General features: G+C 64.1%; 28 protein-coding genes. 11 read left to right on the forward strand and 17 right to left on the reverse strand.

The features are described from left to right. Positions 1 to 10: 10 nt before the first annotated feature. From OX459_RS19335 to OX459_RS19345, 3 genes are all read left to right on the forward strand, one after another. The gene (locus OX459_RS19335; RefSeq protein ID WP_289906227.1) at positions 11 to 925 is read left to right on the forward strand and encodes a LysR family transcriptional regulator; all 915 of its coding nucleotides are present in this window, start codon (positions 11 to 13) and stop codon (positions 923 to 925) included. Between the two features lie 87 nt (positions 926 to 1,012). Further along, positions 1,013 to 2,047 (forward strand): MerR family transcriptional regulator, encoded by a 1,035-nt coding sequence (locus OX459_RS19340; protein WP_289906228.1) that lies wholly within the window; start codon positions 1,013 to 1,015, stop codon positions 2,045 to 2,047. Between the two features lie 67 nt (positions 2,048 to 2,114). Further along, complete coding sequence (locus tag OX459_RS19345; protein ID WP_289906229.1) at positions 2,115 to 3,194, forward strand: hypothetical protein; 1,080 nt, start codon at positions 2,115 to 2,117, stop codon at positions 3,192 to 3,194. Here the strand turns inward: OX459_RS19345 and OX459_RS19350 are convergent. Beyond that, positions 3,169 to 4,392: a D-amino acid dehydrogenase gene (locus OX459_RS19350; RefSeq protein ID WP_289906230.1), complete on the reverse strand. Its 1,224-nt coding sequence runs from the start codon at positions 4,390 to 4,392 to the stop codon at positions 3,169 to 3,171. The genes OX459_RS19345 and OX459_RS19350 overlap by 26 nt on opposite strands. Continuing rightward, positions 4,389 to 4,841 carry a helix-turn-helix domain-containing protein gene (locus OX459_RS19355; RefSeq protein ID WP_289906231.1) on the reverse strand — a complete coding sequence of 151 codons (453 nt, stop codon included), beginning with the start codon at positions 4,839 to 4,841 and terminating at the stop codon, positions 4,389 to 4,391. The genes OX459_RS19350 and OX459_RS19355 overlap by 4 nt, the downstream gene beginning before the upstream one ends. Before the next feature lie 91 nt (positions 4,842 to 4,932). Between OX459_RS19355 and OX459_RS19360 the strand changes: the two genes are divergently transcribed. Beyond that, entirely contained in the window at positions 4,933 to 6,132 is a 1,200-nt protein-coding gene (locus tag OX459_RS19360) for an MFS transporter (RefSeq protein WP_289906232.1), read from the forward strand. 110 nt (positions 6,133 to 6,242) lie between these two features. Here the strand turns inward: OX459_RS19360 and OX459_RS19365 are convergent, their stop codons facing one another. The 4 genes from OX459_RS19365 to OX459_RS19380 form a co-directional block, all read right to left on the reverse strand. Beyond that, the gene (locus OX459_RS19365; protein ID WP_034759676.1) at positions 6,243 to 6,938 is read right to left on the reverse strand and encodes a Crp/Fnr family transcriptional regulator; all 696 of its coding nucleotides are present in this window, start codon (positions 6,936 to 6,938) and stop codon (positions 6,243 to 6,245) included. Between the two features lie 155 nt (positions 6,939 to 7,093). Beyond that, positions 7,094 to 7,741, reverse strand: a complete 648-nt coding sequence (locus OX459_RS19370) for a response regulator (RefSeq protein ID WP_231958435.1) — start codon at positions 7,739 to 7,741, stop codon at positions 7,094 to 7,096. 33 nt (positions 7,742 to 7,774) lie between these two features. After that, entirely contained in the window at positions 7,775 to 9,007 is a 1,233-nt protein-coding gene (locus OX459_RS19375; protein ID WP_099665170.1) for a GAF domain-containing protein, read from the reverse strand. A gap of 64 nt (positions 9,008 to 9,071) precedes the next feature. Further along, positions 9,072 to 9,653 carry a DJ-1/PfpI family protein gene (locus OX459_RS19380; protein ID WP_289906233.1) on the reverse strand — a complete coding sequence of 194 codons (582 nt, stop codon included), beginning with the start codon at positions 9,651 to 9,653 and terminating at the stop codon, positions 9,072 to 9,074. Positions 9,654 to 9,848: 195 nt separating this feature from the next. Between OX459_RS19380 and OX459_RS19385 the strand changes: the two genes are divergently transcribed. Then, a complete protein-coding gene (locus OX459_RS19385) occupies positions 9,849 to 10,187 on the forward strand; it encodes a hypothetical protein (protein WP_289906234.1) in 339 nt (112 codons plus the stop codon). Positions 10,188 to 10,253: 66 nt separating this feature from the next. Then, positions 10,254 to 10,553 carry an antibiotic biosynthesis monooxygenase family protein gene (locus OX459_RS19390; protein ID WP_034781921.1) on the forward strand — a complete coding sequence of 100 codons (300 nt, stop codon included), beginning with the start codon at positions 10,254 to 10,256 and terminating at the stop codon, positions 10,551 to 10,553. A gap of 42 nt (positions 10,554 to 10,595) precedes the next feature. Here OX459_RS19390 and pncB read toward each other — a convergent pair whose 3' ends face one another. The 3 genes from pncB to OX459_RS19405 all read right to left on the reverse strand — a co-directional run bounded on the left by pncB (position 10,596) and on the right by OX459_RS19405 (position 13,105). Continuing rightward, positions 10,596 to 11,786: a nicotinate phosphoribosyltransferase gene (gene pncB, locus OX459_RS19395; RefSeq protein WP_099665174.1), complete on the reverse strand. Its 1,191-nt coding sequence runs from the start codon at positions 11,784 to 11,786 to the stop codon at positions 10,596 to 10,598. A 77-nt stretch (positions 11,787 to 11,863) separates the two neighbouring features. Then, positions 11,864 to 12,727, reverse strand: a complete 864-nt coding sequence (locus OX459_RS19400; RefSeq protein ID WP_289906235.1) for a cysteine hydrolase — start codon at positions 12,725 to 12,727, stop codon at positions 11,864 to 11,866. 123 nt (positions 12,728 to 12,850) lie between these two features. Then, the gene (locus OX459_RS19405) at positions 12,851 to 13,105 is read right to left on the reverse strand and encodes a hypothetical protein (RefSeq protein WP_099665176.1); all 255 of its coding nucleotides are present in this window, start codon (positions 13,103 to 13,105) and stop codon (positions 12,851 to 12,853) included. A 139-nt stretch (positions 13,106 to 13,244) separates the two neighbouring features. On the opposite strand from OX459_RS19405, the gene OX459_RS19410 reads away from it, so the two are divergent. Next, positions 13,245 to 13,544, forward strand: coding sequence for a hypothetical protein (locus OX459_RS19410; RefSeq protein ID WP_099665177.1), 300 nt, complete (start codon positions 13,245 to 13,247; stop codon positions 13,542 to 13,544). An 18-nt stretch (positions 13,545 to 13,562) separates the two neighbouring features. Here OX459_RS19410 and OX459_RS19415 read toward each other — a convergent pair whose 3' ends face one another. After that, complete coding sequence (locus tag OX459_RS19415; RefSeq protein WP_289906236.1) at positions 13,563 to 14,069, reverse strand: nuclear transport factor 2 family protein; 507 nt, start codon at positions 14,067 to 14,069, stop codon at positions 13,563 to 13,565. A 153-nt stretch (positions 14,070 to 14,222) separates the two neighbouring features. Beyond that, the gene (locus tag OX459_RS19420; RefSeq protein WP_289899960.1) at positions 14,223 to 14,828 is read right to left on the reverse strand and encodes an FMN-dependent NADH-azoreductase; all 606 of its coding nucleotides are present in this window, start codon (positions 14,826 to 14,828) and stop codon (positions 14,223 to 14,225) included. 134 nt (positions 14,829 to 14,962) lie between these two features. Between OX459_RS19420 and OX459_RS19425 the strand changes: the two genes are divergently transcribed. Both OX459_RS19425 and OX459_RS19430 read left to right on the forward strand, forming a co-directional pair. After that, the gene (locus OX459_RS19425) at positions 14,963 to 15,877 is read left to right on the forward strand and encodes a LysR family transcriptional regulator (protein WP_289906237.1); all 915 of its coding nucleotides are present in this window, start codon (positions 14,963 to 14,965) and stop codon (positions 15,875 to 15,877) included. A 174-nt stretch (positions 15,878 to 16,051) separates the two neighbouring features. Further along, positions 16,052 to 16,279 (forward strand): hypothetical protein, encoded by a 228-nt coding sequence (locus OX459_RS19430; protein ID WP_099665181.1) that lies wholly within the window; start codon positions 16,052 to 16,054, stop codon positions 16,277 to 16,279. Between the two features lie 3 nt (positions 16,280 to 16,282). Here OX459_RS19430 and OX459_RS19435 read toward each other — a convergent pair whose 3' ends face one another. The 6 genes from OX459_RS19435 to OX459_RS19460 all read right to left on the reverse strand — a co-directional run bounded on the left by OX459_RS19435 (position 16,283) and on the right by OX459_RS19460 (position 21,301). Continuing rightward, positions 16,283 to 16,594, reverse strand: coding sequence for a MerR family transcriptional regulator (locus OX459_RS19435; protein ID WP_289906238.1), 312 nt, complete (start codon positions 16,592 to 16,594; stop codon positions 16,283 to 16,285). A gap of 3 nt (positions 16,595 to 16,597) precedes the next feature. Beyond that, positions 16,598 to 17,524: a DnaJ C-terminal domain-containing protein gene (locus OX459_RS19440; RefSeq protein ID WP_099665183.1), complete on the reverse strand. Its 927-nt coding sequence runs from the start codon at positions 17,522 to 17,524 to the stop codon at positions 16,598 to 16,600. A 130-nt stretch (positions 17,525 to 17,654) separates the two neighbouring features. Continuing rightward, positions 17,655 to 18,338, reverse strand: coding sequence for a beta/gamma crystallin-related protein (locus OX459_RS19445; RefSeq protein ID WP_289906239.1), 684 nt, complete (start codon positions 18,336 to 18,338; stop codon positions 17,655 to 17,657). 159 nt (positions 18,339 to 18,497) lie between these two features. Beyond that, positions 18,498 to 19,493, reverse strand: coding sequence for a beta/gamma crystallin-related protein (locus tag OX459_RS19450; RefSeq protein WP_180278612.1), 996 nt, complete (start codon positions 19,491 to 19,493; stop codon positions 18,498 to 18,500). A gap of 102 nt (positions 19,494 to 19,595) precedes the next feature. Further along, a complete protein-coding gene (locus OX459_RS19455) occupies positions 19,596 to 20,456 on the reverse strand; it encodes a beta/gamma crystallin-related protein (RefSeq protein WP_289906240.1) in 861 nt (286 codons plus the stop codon). Positions 20,457 to 20,635: 179 nt separating this feature from the next. Next, the gene (locus OX459_RS19460; protein ID WP_099665187.1) at positions 20,636 to 21,301 is read right to left on the reverse strand and encodes a beta/gamma crystallin family protein; all 666 of its coding nucleotides are present in this window, start codon (positions 21,299 to 21,301) and stop codon (positions 20,636 to 20,638) included. A 189-nt stretch (positions 21,302 to 21,490) separates the two neighbouring features. Here OX459_RS19460 and OX459_RS19465 point away from each other — a divergent pair, with 189 nt between their 5' ends. After that, positions 21,491 to 22,885, forward strand: coding sequence for an MATE family efflux transporter (locus OX459_RS19465; RefSeq protein ID WP_289906241.1), 1,395 nt, complete (start codon positions 21,491 to 21,493; stop codon positions 22,883 to 22,885). Between the two features lie 214 nt (positions 22,886 to 23,099). Next, a complete protein-coding gene (locus OX459_RS19470; RefSeq protein ID WP_289906242.1) occupies positions 23,100 to 25,310 on the forward strand; it encodes an alpha/beta fold hydrolase in 2,211 nt (736 codons plus the stop codon). The last annotated feature ends 72 nt before the right edge of the window (positions 25,311 to 25,382 follow it).

A 25,382-nucleotide genomic window follows, 5' to 3' on the forward strand; every position in this document is an offset into this window, starting at 1 on the left:
TTCGCGGATCATGTTTTCATCGGAACATCTCAAGGGCCTCACGCCATTTCTCGCCACGGCCGACGCGGGCAGTTTTACCAGGGCGGCCGAGCGCCTGCACCTGAGCAGCTCGGCCGTCAGCAAGAGCGTGGCGCGGCTGGAAGAACGGCTGGGCGTGCTGCTGTTCGAGCGCAGCACGCGCCGGCTGAAACTGAGCGACGCGGGCCGCGCCTACTACGCCACCTGCAAGCGCGTGCTGCAGGAACTGATGGATGCGGAAGACGTGCTGGCCGAACACGCGACGGAGCTGGCGGGCAAGGTGCGCATCGGCGTACCCGCCTCGTACGGGCGCCTGCGCGTGATGCCGGCGCTGCTGGAACTGTGCGCGCAGTATCCGCGCTTGCAGCCGTCGATCGCCTTCAGCGACCGCTTCGTCGACCTGTTCGAGGAGCGCATCGACATCGCCGTGCGCATCGGCGCCCCCTCGCACTGGCCGGCCGCGCTGGGCCAGATGCACCTGGGCGACGAACAGCTGATCCTGTGCGCCGCGCCCAGCTATCTGGCGCGGCGCGGCACGCCCGCGTCCATCGCGGATCTGGATGGCCACGACTGCATCGCCTACGGGCGCGGCGACGGTTCGCCCATGCCGTGGGTCTTTCCTGACGTCGCCACGGGCGGGCAGGTCGAGCACCGCCTGGCATCTCCCCGCATGACGGTGGGCGACGCGGAAGCGCGCACGGCCGCCGTACTGGCCGGCCTGGGCGTGGCGCAGCTGGCTACGTGGCTGGTGCACGAGCACCTGGCCACGGGCGCCATCGTGGCGGTGCTGCCGGCACTGGCCACGCAAGGCTTGCCCCTGTACCTGGCGTGGCCGCTAGCGCGCCAGCTGACGCCGAAAACAGGCACCCTGCTGCAGGAACTGCGGCAGCGGCTGACGATCAGTTGATTCAGTTGATTCAGTTGAAAATTCCGCTTGACCCTGACGTTACGTCAGGTGCGATTCTGCTTGCACGCACCCGGAAAGGAGTACCCCATGCTGTTGAAAATCGGTGAACTGGCCAAGATGACAGGCTTGAGCATCCGCACCCTGCACCACTACGACAGCATCGGTCTGCTCTCGCCCTCGGCGCGCACGCAAGCTGGCTACCGCCTGTACCAGCACGGCGACATGGACCGGCTGCACCGGATCATGGCGCTGCGCAAGTTCGGGTTGTCGCTGGCCGATATCGCCAACGCCCTCGCCGGCCCGGACCTGCCTTTGCATTCCATCGTGGCGCAGCAGATCGCCATGCTGGAACGCCAGATCGCGCAAGCTTCCACCCTGCGCGAACGCCTGCGCACCCTGCAGGCGCAACTGGCGCAGGGGCAGGCGCCGGAACTGGCCGAGTGGCTCACAACTATGGAGTTAATGACCATGTACGACAAATACTTTAGTCCCGAAGAACTGCAACAGCTGCCGCTGCTGACAGATAGCGCCGTGGAACAGGAATGGAAAGCACTGGTAGCGAGGGTGCGCGCCGTCAAGGAGGCGGGCGCCGGCCCCGGCGATGCGCAAGCACAAGCGCTGGCCACGGAATGGATGGTCAAGCTGGTGCGCGACACGGGCGCCCACCCGGGCCTGTTCGCGCGCCTGAACAGCATGCACGAGCAGGAACCATCGATGCAAGCGACGAGCAGCGTCGATGCGGACGTGATGCAATTCATCATCGCCGCCTTCAATGCCTCGCGCATTGCGCTGTATCGACCTTTCCTCGATGAGCAGGAATATGCGTACCTGGTGGCCAACTACGGCAGGCGTTCGGGCGAGTGGCCGGCCCTGATCGCCGCCGTGCGCGCCGCCATGGATGCGCGCACGCCGCCCACCGACCCGGCCGTGCTGCAGCTGGCGCGGCAGTGGCTGGAACTGTTCCGCTCGTATGCGGGCACGAACCCGGCCACGCAGCTGAAATTCCGCCAGGCGCACCAGCAGGAACCGCGTCTGATGGAAGGCAGCTTCGTCGACGGGGCCATGCTGCAATACCTGGGCGCGGCGATGGCCGTGGTGGCGCAGGAGCGTCCCGCCAAATAAGTTGACGTGTGGCATCTCGTGGGCGGGGCCATGTAGAATCGGCCTTCGCCCACGAGAGGAACAACCGATGCGCCGCTTTCTGTTTGCTTGCCTGACCCTGCCCGCCCTGCACGCCGCCATGGCGGCCGAGCCGCCCGTGCAAGGGGTGTGGCAGGGCACCGTGGGCAAGGCCAATATCGTGGCTTGCTTCAACCAGCCCAGCCCCACGCAAGGGTCTGACCGCAGCGGCAACTATTACTACACGCGCTACAAGACGCCGATCATGCTGGCCAAGCCGAACGGCAAGACGCTGTGGCAGGAACTCGACGCCAAGGGCGACACGACGGGCACCTGGTCCCTGAATGCGCCGCAAGACGGCAAAGTCACCGGCACCTGGGCGGACCCGAAAAGCGGCAAGACCCTGCCCCTGGCCCTGACCCTGCTGGAAGCGGCGGGCGACCGCGAGCATCCATCCTGCGCCAGCGATGCCTACAACCTGGCGCTGGAAGATTTTCCCAATACCAAGACGAGCAAGCCGATCGCCTTCGAAGGCAAGCAATACCGCAACCTGCAAGTGGGCGACACCATCACCGTGGAATTGATCGCGCCCGGCGATGGCGTGACAAAAATCAATGCGCAGTTGCGCGCCGTGCTGGCAAAAAATAAAAAAGACCTGGCCGACTTCTATGCCACGCGCCGCGAATACCTGGGCCGCAACGGGTTCACGACGGAAGACGAAGTGTATGCGGAGCCGACCTACTGGTCGCCGCGCTGGGTGACGGTCAAGTTCTACCGCTGGGCGGCAGGCTATGGCGCCAACGGCATCTCCATCAAATTCCGTACCTGGGACGTCAAAACGGGCCAGGAAACGGACGTGTGGAACTGGTTTGGCGCCAGCGCCAGCGATGGCGACGACAAGGCCGAATTGCCGGACCGCCTGCGCCAGGCCCTGTTCAAGGACGTGAAAATCGATGCCGAATGCAAGGGCACGGATTACGACGGCCGCGGCCGCTTCCACCTGTCCCTGAAGCCGGAAGGCGTGTCGTTCTGGGAAGACTCGAACGGCAGCGGCTGCGAAAACGACTTTTTGCTGCCCTACAGCAAGGTCGGCCCCTTCCTCACCGTCAAGGGCCGCGCCGCGCTCAGCGATTTGCTGCCGAAGAACTAAGCAGCACCTCTGCCACCATCTCTGCCGTGGCGGCCGCCAGGGTCCAGCCCAGGTGGCCGTGGCCCGTGTTGTAGTACACGCCGGGGGCCTTGCCCGGCCCCACTTTCGGCAGCATGTCCGGGAGCATGGGGCGCAAGCCCGCCCACGGGATCACCTTGCGCGTATTGACGCCGGGAAAACACTGCTCCACCCAGCGCACCAGCGGGCGGATGCGGTCGGCGCGGATGTCGTCATTGAAGCCATTGAATTCCGCCGTGCCCGCCACTCTGAGCCGGTCTTCGCCCAGGCGGCTGCTGACCAGCTTGGTCGCGTCGTCGAGCAGGCTGACCTTCGGCGCCGCCGCGCGGCTGGCTGCGTCGTCGAGCTGCACGGTAATCGAATAGCCTTTCACGGGATATACATTCACGTGGTCGCCCAGCATTGCCGCCATGGCGCGGCTGGCCGTGCCCGCGCAGATGACGACGGCGTCGAACAAGGTGCTGTCCTCGCCCGCGCCCACGCTGATGCGCACCTTGCCGTGTTCGCGCGCCAGCGCGGTGACCTGCGCACCGTAGCGGCAAGCCACGCCCAGGCGCAGGCAGGCGTCGGCCAGGCCGCTGGTAAATTTGTGGATGTCGCCCGTGGAATCGCTGTCCGTGTAGTAGCCGCCATAAAAGTCGCCCTGCAAGGTCGGCTCGATGGCGCGCATTTCCTGCCGCGTGACGGCGCGCCGCTCCAGTCCGCCCTGTGCCAGCAAACGCGACACGCCGGCCGCCCGCTCGAAGCCGCGCTGGTCACGGTAGACGTGCAGGATGCCGGCACGGCGATGATCGAAATCAATATGCTCTTCCTGCGCCCAGGCAAACAAGTGTGCGCGCGCGGCGATCGCCAGGCGCGCCGTGGCGATGGTGTTGCGCTCGTAGGCGGGCATGGCGGCAAGGAATTGCGCAAACCAGCTCAGCTTGTGCCAGCTGGGCCATGGATGCAGCAGCAGGGGCGCGTCGCGTCGCGCCATCCATTTCAGGGCGTTCAAAATCGTTGCCTTGTGGTTCCACACTTCCGCGTGCGAGGCCGACAATTGCCCGCCGTTCGCATACGACGTTTCCATGGCGGCATAACGGTGGCGCTCGATCAGGGTGACATTGACGCCCCGTTTCGCCAGCGCGTAAGCGGTCGTGACGCCCGTGATGCCGGCGCCCAGCACGGCCACCCGCGTCATGGTGGCGACACCTTGTGCACGACGGTATCGCCCGCCTGCAAGACGCTGCCGTCCGGCGCCAGCACGTCCATCCTGCGCACGGGCAAGCCTGAACCGCGCTGCAGCAAGGTCGAATGCGCCTCGCCCGCCGCGAACAATTGCGCCTCGCTCCACTGGCGCAAGCCAACGACGACGGGAAACAGCGCCAGTCCCTTGGGCGTCAGCACGTATTCCTGATACGCCGTGCCGTCCGAGGCGGGCGCGACCGTAAAGATGCCCTCTTCCACCAGCGTGTGCAGGCGGTCGGCCAGGATGTTCTTCGCCACGCCCAGGCTTTTCTGGAATTCCCCGAACCGGCGCATGCCGTCGAAGGCGTCGCGCACGATCAGGAGCGACCAGCGCTCGCCGATCGCGTCGAGCGCGCGCGCCACGGGACAGGGGTCGGTTTTCAGGCTCTTGCGCTTGGCCACGGGCATTCTCCAGGATTGAGTGGTTGCATTTTAAAACTTCCCGGCGTAGACTCCAACTGGTTTTAATTTGAAACTACTTACATACAGACCCATGCGCGATACGACGACTCCCCTCACCACCACACTTCCCCCCGCCCTCGTCTGGCTGTTTGCCACGGCGGCCGGCCTCAGCGTGGCCAATGTGTATTACGCCCAGCCCTTGCTCGCCACCCTGGCGCAGGAATTCGGCATGACGGAAGCGGCCAGCGGCATGGTCATCACGGCCACGCAGCTCGGCTGCGCGCTGGCCCTGCTGCTGCTGGTGCCCCTGGGCGACATGCTGAACCGGCGCCGTTTGACCCTGTTCCAGCTGGGCTTGCTGGCCATCTCCCTGGCGGCGCTGGGCTGCGCCCGCTCCACGGCCGCCTTGCTGGGCGGCATGCTCCTGGTCGGCTTGCTGGGGACGGCCATGACGCAGGGCTTGATCGCCTATGCGGCCAGCGCGGCGGCCAGCCACGAGCGGGGCCGCGTGGTCGGCACGGCGCAGGGCGGCGTGGTGATCGGCTTGCTGCTGGCGCGCACCCTGTCCGGCGTGGTGGCCGATGTGGCCGACTGGCGCGCCGTGTACTTTGTGTCGGCGGCCATCGCCTGCGCCCTGCTGTTGCTGCTGTGGCGCAAGCTGCCGCCGGCGCAGCCTGCCAGCGAACGGCTGGCCTACGGCGCCCTGCTTGCCTCGATGGCGGGGATGTTGATGCACAACAAGGTCTTGCGCGTGCGGGGCACGCTGGCCCTGCTGATGTTTGCCGTGTTCAATATTTTCTGGAGCGCCCTGGTGCTGCCCCTGACGGCGCAAGGCTATAGCCATGCGGCCATCGGCGCGTTTGGCCTCGTGGGCGTGGCGGGGGCGCTGGGCGCGGCGCGCGCCGGGGCGCTGGCCGATAATGGCCGCGCGCAGTGGACGACGGGCGCAGCCCTGTTGCTGCTGCTGGCCGCGTGGCTGCCGCTCGGCTTTGCGGGCGCGTCCCTGTGGCCCCTGGTCGTCGGCATCATCGCGCTGGACCTGGCGGGCCAGGCCATCCACGTGACGAACCAGAGCCTGATTTTCAAACAGGACAGCGATGCGCACAGCCGCCTGGTGGCGTGCTACATGCTGTTTTATGCGGTGGGAAGCGGACTCGGTGCGATTGCCGCCACCAGCGTGTATGCGCTGGCGGGCTGGCATGGGGTATGCGCGCTGGGCGCGGCGGTCAGCTTGCTCGCCCTGCTGTTCTGGCGACTGACCTTGCCTGCTGAAAAAACTGAGAGCGCCTAACAGAACCGTAGCGAGCGGCAGTGAGTTGCGGCTGAGAAGCGCAGCTGTGCGGATGCACAGTGAGCATCGGAGGCCGCAAATCGCGACGCGCAGTAGGTTATGTTAGGTGCTTAGTTCAGCATGGCCGTGGCGGAACCATGGCGATACGTCTTCAAGGCATCCGGCTGAATCTGGATCAGCGAACCGCTGACTTTAATCAAATGCAAGTCCGTCAACTGGTGCAGCACGCGCGACAGGGTGGCGGGCGCCAGGTTCAAGAACGATGCCAACAGACTTTTCTTCAGGTCCAGCTTGACCTCGTTCGAACGCTGCTGGTCCGACGCTTGCAGCAGGTACTCGACCACGCGCTGGGTGGCGTTCTGCACGGAGCAGCGCTCCACGTTGCGGATAAAACCCATCAGGTGATGCGACAGGCTGTTCATCATCTGGCGCGCGATACGGGGCGACTGGTCCAGCAGGCGCAGCAGCGCGTGCGGCGGAATGCGCAGCAGCAGGCAGTGCTCGAGCGCTTCGGCGCAGAACGGATACGGTTCATCGAGGAAAATCATGGCTTCGCCGAAACTCTGGCCCGGGCGGATCAGTTCCAGTACCTTGTCCGTACCTTCCATGGAAAACACGCTCAGCTTGACGAGGCCGAAGACCACCACATAGGCGCCTTCCGCCACTTCGCCCTTGCGGAACAGCACTTTGCCTTTTTCCACTTCGACGCGCACGACATCCTGGCGCAATTGCTCTAATTGCGAAGGGGAAATATGGCGAAACAGAGCCTGGCTCGATAGCAAGCCATCGACGTTGACCTTATGCATGACACTCTCTTATTAGATTAGCGAATGACTAAGAGTGTAATGCGCAGGCACGGTCAAGGCCATACGTCAAAGGAACTAGGGTTGTCTAGGCCGGAACGCCATGCAGATCAAACAATCGCGCATTCCTTGCGCACTATTTGCACTTTGTTTGATCTTTATTTGCTCAACTCACGCTCGACGGCATACACGGCGATCTGCACGCGGCTGCTGAGCTTAAGCTTTTTGAGGATGTTTTGCACGTGGATTTTCACCGTGCTTTCGGCCACATCGAGCTGGCGCGCGATTTCCTTGTTGCTCAATCCTTGCGCCAGGCAAGCCATGGCTTCGCGTTCGCGCGGCGTCAGTTTGTCATAGTCGGCCTGGGGCGCGTTCTGCCCCGCGCGGAACTGCGACACGAGCTTGGCCGTCATGGCGTCGGCGATCACGGATTCGCCGGCGGCGGCGCGGCAAATGGCCTGGCCCAGCTGCTCGGCTTCGATATTTTTCAGCAGGTAGCCGCGCGCGCCCGCGCGCAGGGCCGCGCCCAGGTCGGCCGCGTTTTCCGACACGGTCAGCATCAGCACGACCATCTGCGGCAAGTCCTGCAAGATCAGCTGCAGCGCCTCGACGCCGGACACGCCGGGCATGTTCAAGTCCATCAGCACCACGTCGGGCCGCAGTTCGGCCGTCAGGCGCACGCCGTCCAGCCCGTTCGATGCCTCGCCCACCACCTGGAATTGAGGATTGCGCTGCAGCAGCAGCTTGACGCCGCTGCGCAGCAAGGTGTGGTCGTCGACCAGCAGGATTTTGATTGGTGCGTTCACTATGTTTGTGGCCTGATAGGGATAAGTCATCTGTTACGCGGCCTGGCGCCGGGCTGCCGGCAAGGCCAGCGAGATCGTCGTGCCGCCGCCGGGCGTGCTGTCGATGGCAAATTGCGCACCGAGCCGCTCGGCTCTTTCCTGCATGATACGCAAGCCGATCTGCAATTCCGTTTTCTTGTCGCGCAGGTTGGCGGCGAAGCCTTCGCCATCGTCGCGCACCTGCAGCGCGAAATCGCGCCCGTTGACCACGCGCAGCGCCACGTTGCTCGCTTGCGCGTGCTTGCGGATATTCGACAGCGCTTCCTGCACGATGAACAGGATCTGCAACTGTTGCTCGGGCGCCAGCGGCGCGCCATTGCCGCTCATGTCCAGGGTGCCGACGACGCCCGTCTGCAGCTCGAACTTGGCCAGCACTTCCGACAGCTTGCTTTCCAGGTCGCTGCCATGCCAGCGGGTGCGGAAATTGACCAGCAATTCGCGCACGTCCTGGTAGCTTTGCTCGACGCCCATGCGCATCAGCGGCAACACTTCAGCCGCTTCGTCGAGCTGGCCCCGGCGCACGGAATCGTCGAGCATCTGCACTTGCAGGCTGATGAAGTTGAGGCTTTGCGCGATGCTGTCATGCAAGCCTTCGGCCAGCAGGCTGCGTTCGCGCGCCACGGCGAATTCCTTTTCGCGCGCGATCAGGCGCTGGTTTTCGATGGCGATGCCCAGGCTCTGGCCCAGCGTTTCCAGCCAGCCCTGCTGCTGCGCATGCACGGCTTGCGGGCGCGCAAAGTGCAGCGAAAAACTGCCCACCACCTGGTCGCGCGCGAGGATGGGGAAGACGGCGATGGCGATAAATCCTTCATCCTGGCAACGGTAGCGCTGCAAGGCATCGACCTGGCGGAAATCGCGGATCTGGATCACGCCCTGCGCCACGGCCGCGCCGCACAGGCAATCGTTGTTGCGGATGCAGTGTTCCTCTTCCACCATGGCATCGGAAATGCCCTCGTGCACGATGATGTGCACGGTATCGTGCTGCGGATCGAGGATGCGCACGGTGCCCCCTTCCGCCTGCGCGAACTGCATCACGTGGCGCAGGAAGCCGCGGCACAGCGCATCGATGGCGTGCTGTCCCGCCAGCAAGGTGGAAATCTCGTGCAGGGTGGCCAGCTGGCGTTCCTGCGCGGCGCTCAGGCCCGACTCGGCTTGCGCCAGGCGGCGCTGGCGCCAGCGCGACGCTGGAAGTTGTTTGCGGGAAGATTGACTGCGCGGCGCATGCATGAAGAACTCGAATCTGAAAAGTGGTGCGCCCGGCAAGCGCTGCGGCTTGCCGGGCTGGTAAAGGTTACAAATGGATCTCGGTACCGAGCAGCTTGACGAACTGCGCCAGCCAGGCCGGATGCGCGGGCCACGCGGGCGCCGTGACGAACTGGCCATCCGTGACGGCGTCCGTGACGGCGATGTCGGCATACGTGCCGCCCGCCAGCTTCACTTCCGGCGCGCAGGCGGGATAGGCGGAAATGCGCTTGCCGCGGATGACGTCGGCGGCGGCCAGCAACTGCGCACCGTGGCAGACGGCCGCGACAGGCTTGCCCGCGTCGGCGAAATGGCGCACGGCGGCGATGACCTTATCGTTCAGGCGCAGGTATTCGGGGGCGCGGCCGCCGGCGATCATCACGGCGTCATAGTGGGCCGGGTCGATGTCGTCGAAGCTGGCGTTCAGGGTGAACAAATGGCCCGGCTTTTCCGTATAGGTCTGGTCGCCCTCGAAATCGTGGATGGCCGTCTTGATCGTCTCGCCGCTCTTCTTGCCGGGACACACGGCATGCACGGTATGGCCGAGCATCAGCAGGGCCTGGAACGGCACCATCGTTTCATAATCTTCTGCAAAATCGCCGGTCAAAAACAGAATTTTCTTCGCTGCCATTTAGTTCTCCTATGAAAGATTGATCCCGCATCCCTGCCAGCAAGACGCACCGCAAGGCGTATCTTAGCGCGACTTGGCAACCATACTGGATATTTATCAAACTTTTGCGCCTTGATCGAGGATTTTACAGGCTGAGGCAGAATTTTTTACAGGCTGGCAGGTCAAACTCGGACGCCCCCTCTCGAAAGCCTGGCCATGCACACCGCCACCAGCCCCCTTGTTGCGCCTGCCCTGATCCGTATCTTCGACCATTTTGCCGATGCGCAGCAGGCCCGCAGCGCCCTGCTCGACGATGGTTTCCCCGCGCACGCCGTGCAGCTCGACACGGTCGACGACGAGGCCGTTCCCACCGTCCCCATACAGGGCAAGGCCGCGTGGCGCGGCATGTTCCGCCTCGTCGTGGCCATCGGCAATCCGCAGGAACGGGAACGGGCGCACGCCATCGTGCAGGCGCATCACGGCTGCGATATCGACCAGCGCACGGCCAGCCACGCGGGCGGGCGGCGCGCAGGCGCGCACGCGCTGGCCGGCTGACGCCCTCCCCCGCGCGGTCAAATTATGGCAAGATCAAGCTTCCTTCATTCCTCAGTGGAACTTGCCATGATTTTTGAAATTGCCCACATCCAGATCAAATCGGCCACGCACGCTGCCTTCGAAGCGGCCGTGACGAAAGCCATCCCCCTGTTCCAGCGCGCGCGCGGCTGCGAGTCGATGCGCCTGGAGCGCTCGATCGAAAACGGCGACGCCTACCGCCTCGTCGTGGGCTGGACGACGCTGGAAGACCATACCGTGCATTTCCGCGGCAGCGACGACTTCCAGGCGTGGCGCGGCCTGGTGGGCGAATTCTTCGCCGCCCCGCCCCAGGTCGAGCACATGAACACGGTGGTGACCGGGTTTTAATATCGGCAAGCGGCACGGGCTGTAAATGTCCGTGCCGGCGCCTTAAACGGCAGGGTGGTGAAACACTTGCCGCAAATACGCGAGGAAAGTTTCATCCTTGCACAGGGTCTTGCCCGGCGAATCCGACAGTTTCGCCACGGACTGGCCATTGCAGCGCACCAGTTTCATGACGATATTGAGCGGCGTCAAACCGACGTCGTTGGTGAGATTGGTGCCGATGCCGAAACCCGTCATGATGCGGTCGGCGAAGTGCTGGTACAGGGCAAACGCCTTGTCCAGGTCCAGGCCGTCGGAAAACACGAGGCGCTTCGTATTGGCGTCGATGCGCAGGGCCGCGTAGTGGGCCAGCGCCTTCTCGCCCCACTCGACGGGGTCGCCCGAATCGTGGCGCAAGCCGTCGAACAGCTTGGCAAAATACAGGTCGAAGTCGGCCAGGAAGGCGTCCATTCCCACCACGTCCGTCAGGGCGATGCCCAGGTCGCCCCGGTATTCCTGCACCCAGTCTTCCAGTGCCGCCTTTTGAAAGTCGCGCAGGCGCACGCCAAACGACTGGAACGATTGCATGTATTCATGCGCCATGGTGCCGATCGGCACGATGCCGAGCTTTTTCGCCAGGTAGACATTCGACGTGCCCTTGAAATACTCGGGCACCTCGCGCGCCAGGCGCTGCACCACCTCGTCATGCCAGGCACCGGAAAAGCGCCGGCGCACGCCGAAGTCGGAAAACTCGAATGGATGCTTGCGCCTTGGCAGCTTGCCGAATTCCTTCACGGCCGCCACTTTCAAGCCCAGGCGGTGGCGCCCTTCGCGCATGGCCGCATCCAGGTCGAAACGGCGGAAATACAGTTCGTTGATGATGTACAGCACGAAAATCTCGAAGCCCATCACGTGCACTTGCGGCCCGGCCGCGTGCACGAGCAAGGTGTCGCCATCCGTGCTCACTTCGATGAACTTGCGCTGGAAGCGGAACACCGTCAAAAAGTCGACGAAGTCGCTCTTCATGAAGCGCAGGGTGCGCAGATAGGCCAGCTCGTCGTCGGCAAACGACATCGAGCATAAATGGTCTAGCTGCTCTTCCAGCTCGCCCTTCAGTTCGGCCAGGGGAAAGGCCGTGGCGTTGCGGCAGACAAATTCGTATTCGGTATGGGTATTCGGATGACCGTGCAGCAATGCTTGCCACATTGTAAATTTATACAGATCGGTTTCCAGCAAACTGCGCACTATCGGGGTCATGTGTGTTTTCTCCAACTTCCTGAAGCCAGAATAGTACGCCACTGCAAGCATTTCAGCAGGACACAATCGACAATGGCTCAGGCAATCGCGTTCGCCTGCAGTTCGGGCAAGACGTCGGCAGACGTGGCCAGCCGCGCGCCGCGCGCATGCATGGCGGCCAGGAAGTCGCGCTGCTGCGCTTCAAAGCCCGTGACAGGGCTCATGCAGTCCGTCAGCAAGACCAGGCGCGCCAGCGCCTGCGGTCCCTGCTGCGCTTGCAGGTAGTCGGCGATGTGCTCCGTGCTGGCTTTCACGCAGTGGCTGCCCGCTTCGCCGGTGACATAAATCTGCTGCGCCGGCAGCAAGGTATCGAGGAAGGCGCGGTTGAGCTGGGTGGCCGCATCCTGCGGATCGGGCACTTCCGCCATGACGGCCGAGTAATGCTCGGTCCATGGATTCGAACCCTTGCTCAGCTTGGCCACCACTTGCAGCCGCTCCACTTCCCACGCGTTGTAGGCGGCGCGCACGGCCGCGTGGACATTCTGCCCCCAGCTGCCGATCTCGCAATGCACGGGCCACACCATCAATTGATAGCGCCCCGCTTGCTGCAAGGCATCCAGATAAGCCAGCGCGCGCGGCAAGGCGCCGCTGGCGGCGGGCAGGAACAGGCGGTCGCGCACCTGCTGCGCGCTGATCTGCGTAAATGGCGGCACGGCGCCGCCATCGCCCGTGCGCCAGAAGGCGGGGTGGGCGATGTCGTAACGGTGGTGCGCGTCGAGCGTGATACTGATCTGCGTCAAACCGCCGCCCCCTTCGCGGATCAGTTGCGCCACGCGCAGCATATCCTGGTGGGCGCCGGGCACGGCCAGCGCCGGTGCGGCGTCTGGCGGCAGCCAGGCGGCGGGCAAGTCGCAAAAATCGTTTTGCGGATCGATGACGAGCAGGTGCAACTGGCGTTTCATGGCGGTCCTCTGGCGTGGCAATAGTTCGCATGATACGGGCAACTGCGCCGGCGCGCCTGCACCGGCTACGCCCGGACTGTGCTCACTCGCAATAACTTGCGCCGAAACAAGCCACGCGACGCTTCAGGGATGGAAGACATAGCGGCGCTGGCGCCGCTCGACCAGCTTGACGGCCACCTCGCCCGCCTCCGCCACGGCGTCCGCTTCCGTTGTAAACTGGTGGTCGGCCGAAACCCGGCGCTTTTTCACCAGGTTGACCCGGTGCATGGGGTTGCGCGACGGGGCATAGATGGCGACGTAGGCGCCCCATAGCTTGCAGCCCCGCAAGGGTTCCGCCGTGTAATTCACCTCATAAAAATCAACATACTTTATCGGCACGATGTTCGCTCCAAAAATGACATGGCCGGACAGCTTGTCTCTACGGACTGACGCGGTAAAAAGGTAAAACCATGCGTTCACGCCTGCTCGGGATACCCGATGCGGCTTTGTTTTTATAACGCGGCACAGGAGAAAATGGATGAATGACTACCTCATCTTCATGCACGACGACACGGAAACACCGGTGGACGTCGCCACGCCGGCCTGGGAAGATTACTTCGCCATGCTCAGGGCCAGCGGCCGCTTCTGCGGCGGCAGTTCCATCGGTCCCGGTATCTGCGTGCACCGGTCCGGCCAGGCCAAACCAGTGACGCCACACTTGTCAGGTTATATACGTGTACAAGCTGAAAGTATAGACGATGCAAAAAAATTGTTAATCGGAAACCCCGTACTGAACGCAGGGGGGACGGTGGAAATTCGCGAGCTGCCGCGCGACTGACACGGCGTCGCCGGCCCGCTACTTTCCGGCCTCGGCCGCGGAATGCATGGACCACACGACGCTGAGGATTTTCCATTCGCCATCGCGCTTGACCATTTGCCACGCTTCCACGCCATAGTTGGACAATTTATTGCCGACGAGGAATTCGTAGTCGAAGTTGACCCACGCTACATGGCGGTCCTGGGTGATCTTGACGTTGTAGAATTTTTCTTCCGTGCGCTGGGGTTCGCGCTTGATGAAGTTGGCGAAACCGACATAGCCGGCCGCCCCGACGCCGTCGAAGTGGACGTCCGTCGTGTCGCGCATTTTCTTGATGAAATCGTCGTCGGCCGGCGAGGCGAACAGGATGTTCGTATGCAGCAGCAGCGACGACAGCAGCTTGACATCCTTGGCGATCAGGGCCGCCTGGAAGTCGGCGACGACTTTTTCGATGGCGCGGATATCTTCGGGCGTGGAAGCGTGGCGGCCCACGTGGGGCGGCGCCACGGGCGCAGTTTGCGCCAGCGCAATGCCTGCTGAAAACAAAGAACATCCGAACAATATTGCGCTTGCCAACTTGTGCATGAGGGACTTTCATGGCGAACCGCTCGCCGGGCCGGCACGGGGCGTGCCGCCGGCAAGCTTATGTCAACCATGGCAGATTGGCAATCCCCCTTTGGAACTAGAGGAGAGCCTGATTCAGGCAGCCAGGGCCTCGATCGACGCGCGGCCCTTGGCGATCGCGCTGCTGACGGCTTCCTCGCCCATGGCCACGCCTTCGGCTTGCACGAACTCGATCTCGGTGATGCCGATGAAGCCCAGCGCCGTGCGCAGATAAGTGCTCAGGTAGTCATACGCGGCGCCGGGGCCTTCGCTGTAGACGCCGCCGCTGGCCGTGAAAATGACCGCTTTCTTGCCCGTGGCCAGGCCGACCGGGCCCGTCGCCGTGTACTGGAACGTGCGGCCCGCGCGCGCCACGTGGTCGATCCACGCCTTCAGGGTCGAGGGCACGGAAAAGTTGTACATGGGCGCGGCCAGCACCAGCACGTCGGCCGCCAGCAATTCGTCGACCAGGGTATCGGACAATTGCACGGCCGCTGCCGCCTGCGCGCTGCGCTGGTCGGCCGGCGTGAAGAAGGCGCCCATCACCTCTTCCGTCAAGTGCGGCACGGGCTGCGCCGCCAGGTCGCGCTCGACGACGCTGGCCCCTTGCGCGGCCAGTTTGGCGACGAATTCGCCGGACAATTGACGAGAAAGGGAACCGCTGTTGCGCACGCTGCTATTAATGTATAAGACCTTGCTCATGAAGTGCTCCTGTGAAAACGGGTGACGGGAATGGCCGCATCGCAGCCCTTGCACACAGCATAGTTCGGGTCTACCATCGAGAAAACCGTGTAAATATAAATGATTAGCATCGAATTTCTAGATATGGAGTCAGCATGAGAGAACCGGGCCAGCCTTCGCTCGACCAGTTGCGCGTGTTTGTCGCCGTCATCGACGCGGGCGGTTTCGCCCACGCGGCGCGCCAGTTGCACCGCACGCAGTCGGTGATCAGCTACACCATCGCCAACCTGGAAGAACAACTGAACGTGGTGCTGCTCGACCGCGGCAAGCGCAAGCCCACCCTGACGGACGCGGGCAAGGCCCTGCTGGCCGACGCGCGCGCCGTGGCCCTGAAGGTCGACGGCATGCGCGCGCGCGCCAAGGCCTTGGCCGGCGGGCTGGAGGCGGAAGTGTCGGTAGTGGTCGACGTGATGTTTCCCACCTGCGTGCTGGTGCGCGTGCTCGAAGCGTTCCAGGCGCAATTCCCCACCGTCGCCCTGCGCCTGCGCATCGAGGCGATGGGCGCCGTGGCGCAACTGGTGATGGATGGCAGCTGCCATATCGGCCTCGGTGGCTGGATGACGGCCACGGCCAGCGTCTTCGAGCGCCTGGCCGTGGGCCACGTGCGCCTGATTCCCGTGGCCGCGCCCAGCCACGCGCTGGCGCAGCTGGCAGGCCCGATCACCTCCAACGTGGCGCGCGAACACGTGCAGCTGGTGCTCAGCGACCGCAGCATGCTGACGGAAGGCCAGGATTTCGGCGTGCTGGGATTGCGCAACTGGCGCCTGGGCGACCTCGGTTCCAAGCACGCGCTGCTGCGCGCGGGCCTGGGCTGGGGCAACATGCCCGAAGCGATGGTGCGCGACGACCTGGCGGAAGGCCGCCTGGTGCACCTGCCGCTGGCCGTCGACAATGGCGAGAATTACCCGATTTACCTGATCCAGCGCGCCGACACGCCGCCGGGCCAGGCGGGCAAGTGGCTGACGGAGCGGTTTGCGGAACAGTTGCCGCTACTGGCCCAAGGGTTTTAAACGCAAAACAAAACCTACTGCGCGTCGCGCTTTGCGGCCTGCGATGCTCACCGTACTAAAGTACGGTTGCGCTTCTTAGCCACAAATCGCTGCCGCTCGCTACGGTTTTGTTAGGCGTTGTGAGTTCACAATTGACACAGGTATGATGCGGGTAACACTTTAATAAGGAACCACATGGCCGGCATCGACGACTTCGTCAACAAACAAAAACCTGGCGCGCGCTTCGTCATCACGGCGCAGATGCTGCGCATGACGCCGCAGCAATTCGATTCGCTGGCGCAGGAATGGATGGAGGACGGCGGCCCCGGCTTCGACGTGGCCGGCATCCCGCACCGGGTGGTCGTCGACGGGCAGTTTTATATTGCCCGGCTCACCGTGCAACGGCACGGCGAGCCGGCATAAGGTCTAATCGACGCCCAGCACGTGCAGGCGGCGCCGCAAGCGCGCCACTTCTTCCGACAAGTCGACCACCAGCGCGGCCAGTTCGGCGTTCGCGTCGAACACAGATTCGATTTCGTGCAGGCGGCGCGCGCGCACCAGGTCCAGGCTGGTGAAGCGCCAGGCCGTGAGTTGCCCCGGCGGCGGGCCATTTTGCAGCAGCACGCCCGTCTGCACGTGCTGCACCACCCAGTCCGGCTCCACGGCGCAGGCGCGCGCCAGTTCTTCCAGGCTCAGGGCACGGTCTTCGAGCAATTCGCCAATAACCTTGTTTGTCATGATTTACCCTCCCAGCTTCTGGCGCGGATTGAAAGCCATCTCGCGCGCCATGGTTGCATACAGTTCGCGCGCCTTGTCATCGTTCGCCGGCGGCAGCACCACTTCCAGCAGCAGATACAGGTCGCCCGGCTGGGCGGCGGGGATGCCGCGTCCCTTCAGGCGCAGCTTGCGCCCCGTCTGCGAATTGGGCGGCACGCTGACGGACACCGTGCCCGATGGCGTGGGCACGTCGATCTCGCCGCCCAGCGCCGCCTCCCACGGCGTGACGGGCACCGTCTCGAAGACGTCGCGCCCTTCCACCTTGTAGCGCGCATCGGGCCGGAAGCGGATTTCCAGGTACAAGTCGCCGGCGGGCGCGCCGCCGCTGCCCGGATTGCCCTGCCCCTTCATGCGCAGCTGCTGGCCTTCCGTGACGCCTTTCGGTATCGTCACTTCCAGCGTGCGTTCGCGCGTCACCACGTGGCCTTGCGCATCCGCCTCGGGCACGCGCATGACGATATGGCGCTTGGCGCCCTGGTAGCTGTCCTGCAAATCGATGGTGATGGCGGCGTGGCTGTCCTCGCCCTGCATCTGGAACGTGCTGTTGGCGCGGCGCCGCCCGCCCACGTGGGCGAACAGGTCGGCAAAGAAGTCGCTGTCGTCGGCGCCCGACGATTCGTAGCCCGCACCCCAGTCCGGCGGCGGTCGGAAGGGTTCTCCCTTGGGATGACCCTGCGCGCTGCGCCCCAGTTCATCGTAGGCGGCGCGCTTTTCCGCGTCGCCCAGCACGCCGTAGGCTTCGTTGAGGGCCTTGGTGCGCTTGTCGGCGTCCGGCTCCTTGCTCACGTCGGGATGGTATTTGCGTACCAGCTTGCGGTACGCCTTCTTGATCTCGGCCTCGGTCGCCGTCTTTTCGACGCCAAGTTCCTTGTAATAATCCTTGTATTCCACCGTGCCTGCTCCCCATGGTTGAAGTGCCTATGGGAAGAGTACACGAATTGGCCGAAGGACAGCGGACGCACAAACCAAACCGCCCGCGGGACACGGGTCGCGCGGGCGGTGCAAGGGCAGCGGAAAAGGTCTAGCGCACGCGGCGCAGCGAGGAAATGCGGCGATCCAGGCCATGGTGCAGGCGGCCGTAGCTGCCTGGCCCCATCACCACGCAGCGGCCGCGGAAGTTGGCATCGACGCAGAATTCCCAGCGGCCGTAATTGACGACGATCGACTCGGCGCGGTCGTTGAAGCCATAGCGGCTCAAGTCGCGCACTTCGCGGTCCAGGCGCACGGGCCGGCCGCGCATGCCCGCATCGGGGAACATCAGCACGGCGCCATTCATGTCGGGACGGTGGCCGCCGCCATGGCCGTGGCCAGGGTATGGGCGTTCCGGCTCCGGATACGGGCGGTTCGGCCGCGGCGGGTAGGGACGGTGATCGCCGCCGCCGTGACCCGGCCGGCCCACTTCGCGCACGGAGGAAACGGCGTCGTTCATGCCCGGCATGGTGTCGTAGCGGCCCGGTCCCAGGGTGCGGCAGTTGCCCCGGTAATTGGCGTCCTTGCACACTTCCCAGGTGCCCGAGCGCACGATGATGCTGGAGGTCTTGTCGTTAAAGCCCATGCGCGACAGGTCGCCCGTATCGGAACGCAGGGTGACCGGGCGGCCGCGGAAACCGGCATCCTCGAACAGGGTGATTTCGCCCGCCGATGCGGCGAGGGGGGCGAGGAAGGTGGCGGCGCACAGCAGCGCGGGCCGGAAAGATCGAACCATGACAACTCCAATACTGAGACATTTTCGCCAGTGTAGTCCAGGCGGCAGGCGGCGAGTGTAACAAAGGGCAAGCAAATGTCAGCACACGGCAGGGAATGTAAAAACCGCCTGGCGGGATCAACCCGGCAGGCGGCCTGTCAGTACCGCGTCAAGACGCGATCAGCGCACGCGGCGCAGCGAGGAAATCTGGTTTTCCATGCTGTTCAGGCGGCCGTACTCTCCCGGCCCGATCACTTCGCAGCGGCCGCGGAAGTTCGAATCGCTGCACACTTCCCACTGGCCCTCGTTGACGACGATGGACGAGGCGCGGTCATTGAAGTTGTAGCGCACCAGGTCTTCCGCATTGCGGTCCAGCGCCAGCGGTTCGCCGCGCATGCCCGCTTCGGGGAACAGCAGGACGGCGCCGCGCTGCTGGTACTGCTGTTGCGGATACTGCTGTTGCGGATACTGCTGCTCGTATTGCGGCCGCTGGTACTGCTGCTCATACTGCTGCTGGCGGCGCGCTTCGCGCTCGTCCACCATGCGCGCCGACGAGACGCGCCCATCGAGGCCGCGCCCCAGGTCGTCGTGGCGGCCAGGGCCGAAGATGCGGCACACGCCGTTGTAGTTCGAATCGCTGCACAGTTGCCAGTAGCCGTTATAGATGACGATGCTCGTGGTGCGGTCGTTGAAGCCGATACTGACGAAATCGTCCGTATCGCGGTTCAGGCGCGCCGAGCCGCCATTCTGCCCCGCGCCCGAATACACTTCCAGGGTGCCGCCACGGCCATAACCGCCATGGCCTCGGTCCGGATCGCGCCCGGGGCGTCCCGGATTGTAGCCGTCGCCGCGCCCCGATTCGCGCACCGAACTGATGGCGTCGTTCATACCCGGCATCGAGCGGTACTCGCCCGGCCCCAGGGTCTTGCAATTGCCGCGGAAGCCGGCATCGGTACACACATCCCAGGTCCCAGAACGCACCAGGATGCTCGATGTCTTGTCGTTGAAGCCAAAGCGCGACAAATCGTCCGTCGTCTCGCGCAGGTTCACGGCGCGGCCCCGGAAATTATCATCCTCGAACAAGGTGATATCGCCCGCATGGGCGGTTGCATGCGCCCCCAGCGAGAGCAGCAAGGTCGCCGCGCATGCCAGCGCGTGTTTGAAAGGGCCCGTCATGATTAACTCCATTCTTCATTCTTTGGTGATGATTCGCCTGGCCAAAACGCCAGGGTGTTAGTGTAACAAATACAAGGCCTCGGCGAAGGCCCGGTCGCGCATTCAATACAGGCGGCGCAGCGAGGAAATGCGCTTTTCCAGCGTCGCGCCCAGGGTTTCATACTTGCCCGGTCCCATGCGCTCGCAGGTGCCGCTGAACTGCGAGTCCGTGCACACTTCCCAGGTGCCTTCGTGGATGGTCATGGAGGCGGCCTGGTCGTTGAAGTTCAGGCGCACCAGGTCGCTGACGTCGCGGTTCACCTGCAGCCCGGGTCCATTCAGGAACGCGCGGCCGTACAGCACCACCAGTCCCTCGTTATTCTGCGGACGGTTCTCTTCGCGCGGATCGACGAGGCGCGCCGACGACACGCGCCCGCTCAGGCTGCCCAAGTCATCGTGGCTGCCAGGCCCGAACACGCGGCAGCTGCCGCGGTAGTTGGAATCGCTGCACAGCTGCCAGTAGCCATATTCGATGCGCGCGCTGCTGGCGCGGTCGTTGAAGCGGATGTCGACCAGGTCGTCGCGGTCCGCGTTGATGCCGGTAGACGCGCCGCGCTGGCCGCCGTCCGCATACAGTTCCAGCGCCGCGCGGCGGCCGCCGCTGCCGCTGCCGCCGACTTCGCGCACGGATGAAATCTTGTCGTTCATGCCCGGCATCGAGCGGTAGTCGCCGCGCTCCAGCGTCTTGCAATCGCCCTTGAAATCGGAATTCGTGCACACTTCCCAGCTGCCCGACTCGACCTGGATGCTCGACACAGTGTCATTGAAATTGACGCGCGACAGGTCATCGGTCGTATCGCGCAAGACCACCACCCTGCCCTTGAAATTATCGTCGGTGTACAGGCGGATCTCGCCGGCCTGCGCCGCGAGGTGGACAAACAGCGAACTGGCGCACAGCAGGGCAAAAGCGAACGGGCGATTCATGGGGCGGTCTCCGGTGGCGGCAAAGGCAAGTGATCGACATGACAACTGATGTCAGTGTAGCCATCCGTAGAAAAAACGGTGTAACAAAGTATGAGAAAAGGACAACAAATTGTTACCAAAAGCAATAACCGGCCCTGCGGGAGCCGGTTATTGCCATTTTGCTGACGCGCTGCCCCGCGTCAGCGCACTTCGCGCACCGACGAGATGCGGTTGCTCAGGCGCTCCAGGCTCGCGTATTCACCGGGTTCCAGGGTGCGGCAGCGGCCGCGGAAATCCACGTCCTCGCACACTTCCCAATAGCCGGAGCGCACGCGCACGCTTTGCACCGTGTCGTTGAAATCGCGTTCGCGCAAATCGGCCGAGGCATTGCGCACGGTCAAGCTGCGGCCGGCGAAATCGTCGCGCGTATAGAAGGTCAGTTCGCCGCCCAGCGAGCGCCCCGGCAAATGGCCCCGCTCGCGGTCGCGGTCACGGCGTCCGTCCCAGTCGCGCCCCCGGTCGCGGTCGCGGCCCGGATAACCATCCCAGCCGCCGCGCACTTCGCGCAGCGAGGTGATCTTGTTGGCATGGCCGTCCAGCGACGGATACTCGCCCGCCTCAAGCAGGAAGCAGGCGCCGCGGAAATCGGCTTCCTCGCACGCTTCCCAGCGGCCCGAGCGCACGCGGATGCTTTGCGTCGTGTCGTTGAAACGGACCTCTTCCAGGTCGGCGACGGCGTCGCGCACGGTGTGCGAGCGGCCGTGATAATCGTCGCGCGAATACAGGGTCAGTTCGCCGGCGCCGGCCAGTTCGGCCGTCATGGCGGCGCCCAGCAGCAGGGCGCAGTTCAAAGCTTTCTTCAACATGGTCTTACTCCATAGTCAGGGTACTGCGGTTGACTATTTGGTCATTTTGCCAAATAGAGCGCGCAGTCTATCCGCGACTGGCCCACTTAGCTGTAACAAATGATTACCGTGCCCGGGCGCCAGGGATGCCACGGCGGACAAGCACGGTGAATGCCGGTAGAATCTTGTGTTTAGTCAAGCTTGCCGACCATGCCACACACTACCTCGTTCACCCTGCCCGCCGTCCGTACTGAAATTTCTTCGCTGTGGAAGCTGGCGTGGCCCATCCTGATCGGCCAGCTGGCCACCGTCGGCATGGGCGCGGCCGACGTGGCGATGACGGGGCATACGAATCCCGAGGAACTGGCCGCCGTCTCGCTGGGCGCGGCCATCTGGTCCATCGTACTCGTCACCGTGAGCGGCATCATGATGGCGATCAATACCCTGGTGGCGCATGAAATCGGCGCCGCGCGCCACGACCGGGTGCCGCACATCGTGCGCCAGTCGCTGTGGAAGGCGCTGCTGGTCGGCCTCGTGGCTTGCCTGCTGACGAACATGGCGGCGCTGGTGTTCGACCACCTGATGCTCGAACCCCTTGTCGCGGCCAAGGCCAAGCTGTTCGTGCACATCATCAGCTGCGCGCTGCCGCCGTTCGCCGCCTACCGCGCGCTGTACGGCTACAGCACCAGCATCAACCAGACCAAGCCCGTGATGGTCATCGCGCTGGCCGCGCTGGGCCTCAATATCCTCGTCAACTACCTGCTGATCTACGGCCACTGGGGCATGCCGAAGATGGGCGGCGTGGGCTGCGCCGTGGCCACCACCTGCTGCGTGTGGATGATGTTGCTGGCCATGCTGGCCTGGATCAAGATCGCGCCCGCCTACCGCGCCACGTACCCGTTCACGCACTGGGAAGGGCCGCAGTTGTCGTCCATCGGCCCCATGCTGCGCCTGGGCCTACCCATCGGCGTGACCTACTTTGCCGAAGTGAGCGCGTTTGGCGTCATCAGCCTGCTGGTGGCGCGCTTCGGCGTGATCCAGGTGTCCGCGCACCAGATCGCCCTGAATTTCTCGTCCGTCGTCTTCATGGTGCCGCTCACGTTCGGCATCGCGCTGGTCACGCGCGTGGGCCATGCCGTGGGCGAAGCCAATCTGCGCCGCGCGCGCTTCATTTCGTGGGTGGGCGTGGCCATGTCGCTGACGGCGGCCATCGTCTCGGCCACCGTCATCACCGTGTTCCGCCACCAGATCGCGCAAGCCTACACGTCCGACCCGCAAGTGCAGGCCCTGTGCGCGCAGCTGCTGCTGTTCGCCGCCCTGTTCCAGCTGTCCGACGCGACGCAGGTGGCCACGTCCTGCGCCATCCGCGGCTACAAGGTGACGCGCCAGCCGATGCTGATCCAGCTGCTGGCCTTCTGGGGCTTCTCGCTGCCGATCGGCTACGTGCTGGGCCTCGCGCCAGCCGGCTTCCCCTGGTCGCCGGCCGAGCCGATGGGCGCCGCCGGTTTCTGGATCGGCCTCGTCACGGGCTTGACGGTCGCCGCCGTGCTGCTGACCTGGTACTTGAACCGGCTGTCGCTGCAGCGCCTGCGCGCGGCGCATTGAAACAATGCATGGAACACAGGGCGGCGCGCAATTTATGCGTGCCGCCCTCCCTGCTTCGCCATACAAAGCCCCAGCGCCGCACTCTTTCCGCCAAAGTAAAGAAGGCAATTTCCGGATTATTCCGTGGCTGGCCCTATCGCATTAAACGCCGTGCTCTGGTATCGTTTGCTGTCAAGCATCTTCTTGACATCCCTTTACAATCACCGAGACATCCATGCGTTTTATTCTTTGTTTTCTGGCCGCGATGGCCAGCGTTCCCGCATCGGCTGAAAAGCTGACCCTGGAACGCATCCACGCCGATCCGGCGCTGGCCGGCCCCGGCGTGCGCAACCTGAAGGTCTCGCCCGACGGCGAGCGCGTCACGTTCCTGCGCGGCCGCGCGGACAACCAGTTCCAGCTCGACCTGTGGGAATTCAAGCTGAAGGACAAGAGCACGCACCGCCTAGTCGACTCGAAGGCGCTGGTGCCGAATGAAACGATTTCGCCCGAAGAGCAGGCGCGCCGCGAACGCGAGCGCACGGCCAGCCTGAACGGCATTCTCAGCTACAGCTGGTCGCCGGACGGCAAGCAGCTGCTGGTGCCGCTGGCCGGCAATCTGTACCTGGTCGACGCGGCCCACCCGGACAAGGCGCGCCTGGTCGCCAAGGGCAATGTACTCGATCCGAAAATCTCGCCGAAAGGCCGCTACGTATCGTTTGTGCGCGATCAAAACATCTATGTGATCGACCTCAAGACGAACAAGGAACGCCAGCTGACCACCGATGGCAAGGGCACCATCCGCAACGGCGAAGCCGAATTCGTGGCGCAGGAAGAAATGGGCCAGCGCACCGGCTACTACTGGGCTCCCGACGATTCCGCCATCGCCTATAAACGCTATGACGAAGCGCCCGTGCCCGTCGTGCGCCGCTTCGAAATCTTCGCCGACCGCACCGACGTCGTCGAGCAGCGCTACCCGGCCGCGGGCGACCCGAACGTGCTGGTGCAGCTGCTGATCGTCTCGCCGGAAACGGGCGCGCAGCGCCAGGTGGACCTGGGCACGAACCCGGACATCTACCTGGTGCGCGCCGACTGGAGCGCGGACGGCAAGTCGCTCGTGTACCAGCGCCAGTCGCGCGACCAGAAGACCCTCGACCTGGTCGCCGTCGATGCGGCCACCCTGGCGCAGCGCACCTTGCTGACGGAAACGTCAAAGACCTGGGTCAGCATCCATGACGACCTGCGCTTCCTGCCGAACGGCCAGTTCCTGTGGTCGTCCGAGCGCACGGGCCGCAACCACCTGTACCTGTACGACATGGGCGGCAAGCTGCTGCACCCGGTCACTTCCGGCGAGTGGGGCATCGACAGCGTGCTGGCCGTGAACCAGAAGACGGGCAAGGTGTATGTATCGTCGAACCGCGACGCCGTCATCGACAAGCAGACCTACGCCCTGGCGCTGGACGGCAGCACGGCCGACAAGCCGCAGCGCGTCACCAAGGCCGATGGCTGGCACGACACGACGTTCTCGCGCAATGGCGAAGTCTTCGTCGACACGTACTCGGACCCGGCCACGCCGCCGCAAGTGAGCATCCGCCGCCCGGACGGCGCCATGGTAGGCTGGCTGGAAGAAAACGCGCTGAACGCAAGCCACCCGTACGCCAAGTACAAGGCGGACCACCTGCCGACCGAATACGGCACCCTGAAGGCCAACGATGGCCAGACCTTGCACTATTCGATCGTCAAGCCGTCGAACTTCGACGCGGGCAAGCGCTATCCCGTCTACCTGTCGACGTATGGCGGCCCGCACTCGCAGCACGTGACTCGCCGCTGGGGCAACAACTTCGACCAGTACATGGCGCAGCAGGGCTTTGTCGTCTTCCGCCTCGATAACCGCGGCTCGTCGCGCCGCGAGCGCGCGTTCACGGACGCCATCTATCACAACCTGGGCGCGGCGGAAGTGGCGGACCAGCTGGTCGGCATCGACTGGCTGGCCAAGCAAAGCTTCGTCGATGCAAAACGCATCGGCGTGTTCGGCTGGAGCTACGGCGGCTTCATGACCCTGCGCTTGCTGTCGGCCGCGTCCGACAAGATCGCCATGGGCGTTTCGGTGGCGCCCGTGACCGACTGGTCGCTGTACGACACCCACTACACGGAGCAATTCCTCGGCATGCCGAAGGAAAACGTCGATGGCTACAAGGCCAGCACCGTGTTCGCCCACCTGGACGGCCTGAAGTCGCCGCTGCTGCTGGTGCACGGCATGGCCGACGATAACGTCTTGTTCAGCAACAGCACGCGCCTGATCGACGCGCTGGTGAACCGCGGCGTGCAGTTCGACCTGATGACGTATCCTGGCGCCAAGCACGGCATCTCGTCGCGCGCGGGCCAGCGCCACGTGTACAAGAAAATCGAGATGTTCTTCAAGCAGAACCTGGCCAATCCAGTGAAATAAGTTTGACCGGCATCAAATAAAAAACCGCCGCCTGTCTCGCGACAGGCGGCGGTTTTTTTATGCGTGCGCCAG

Source organism: Janthinobacterium sp. SUN026, from assembly GCF_030397625.1.
GTDB lineage: Bacteria > Pseudomonadota > Gammaproteobacteria > Burkholderiales > Burkholderiaceae_D > Janthinobacterium > Janthinobacterium kumbetense.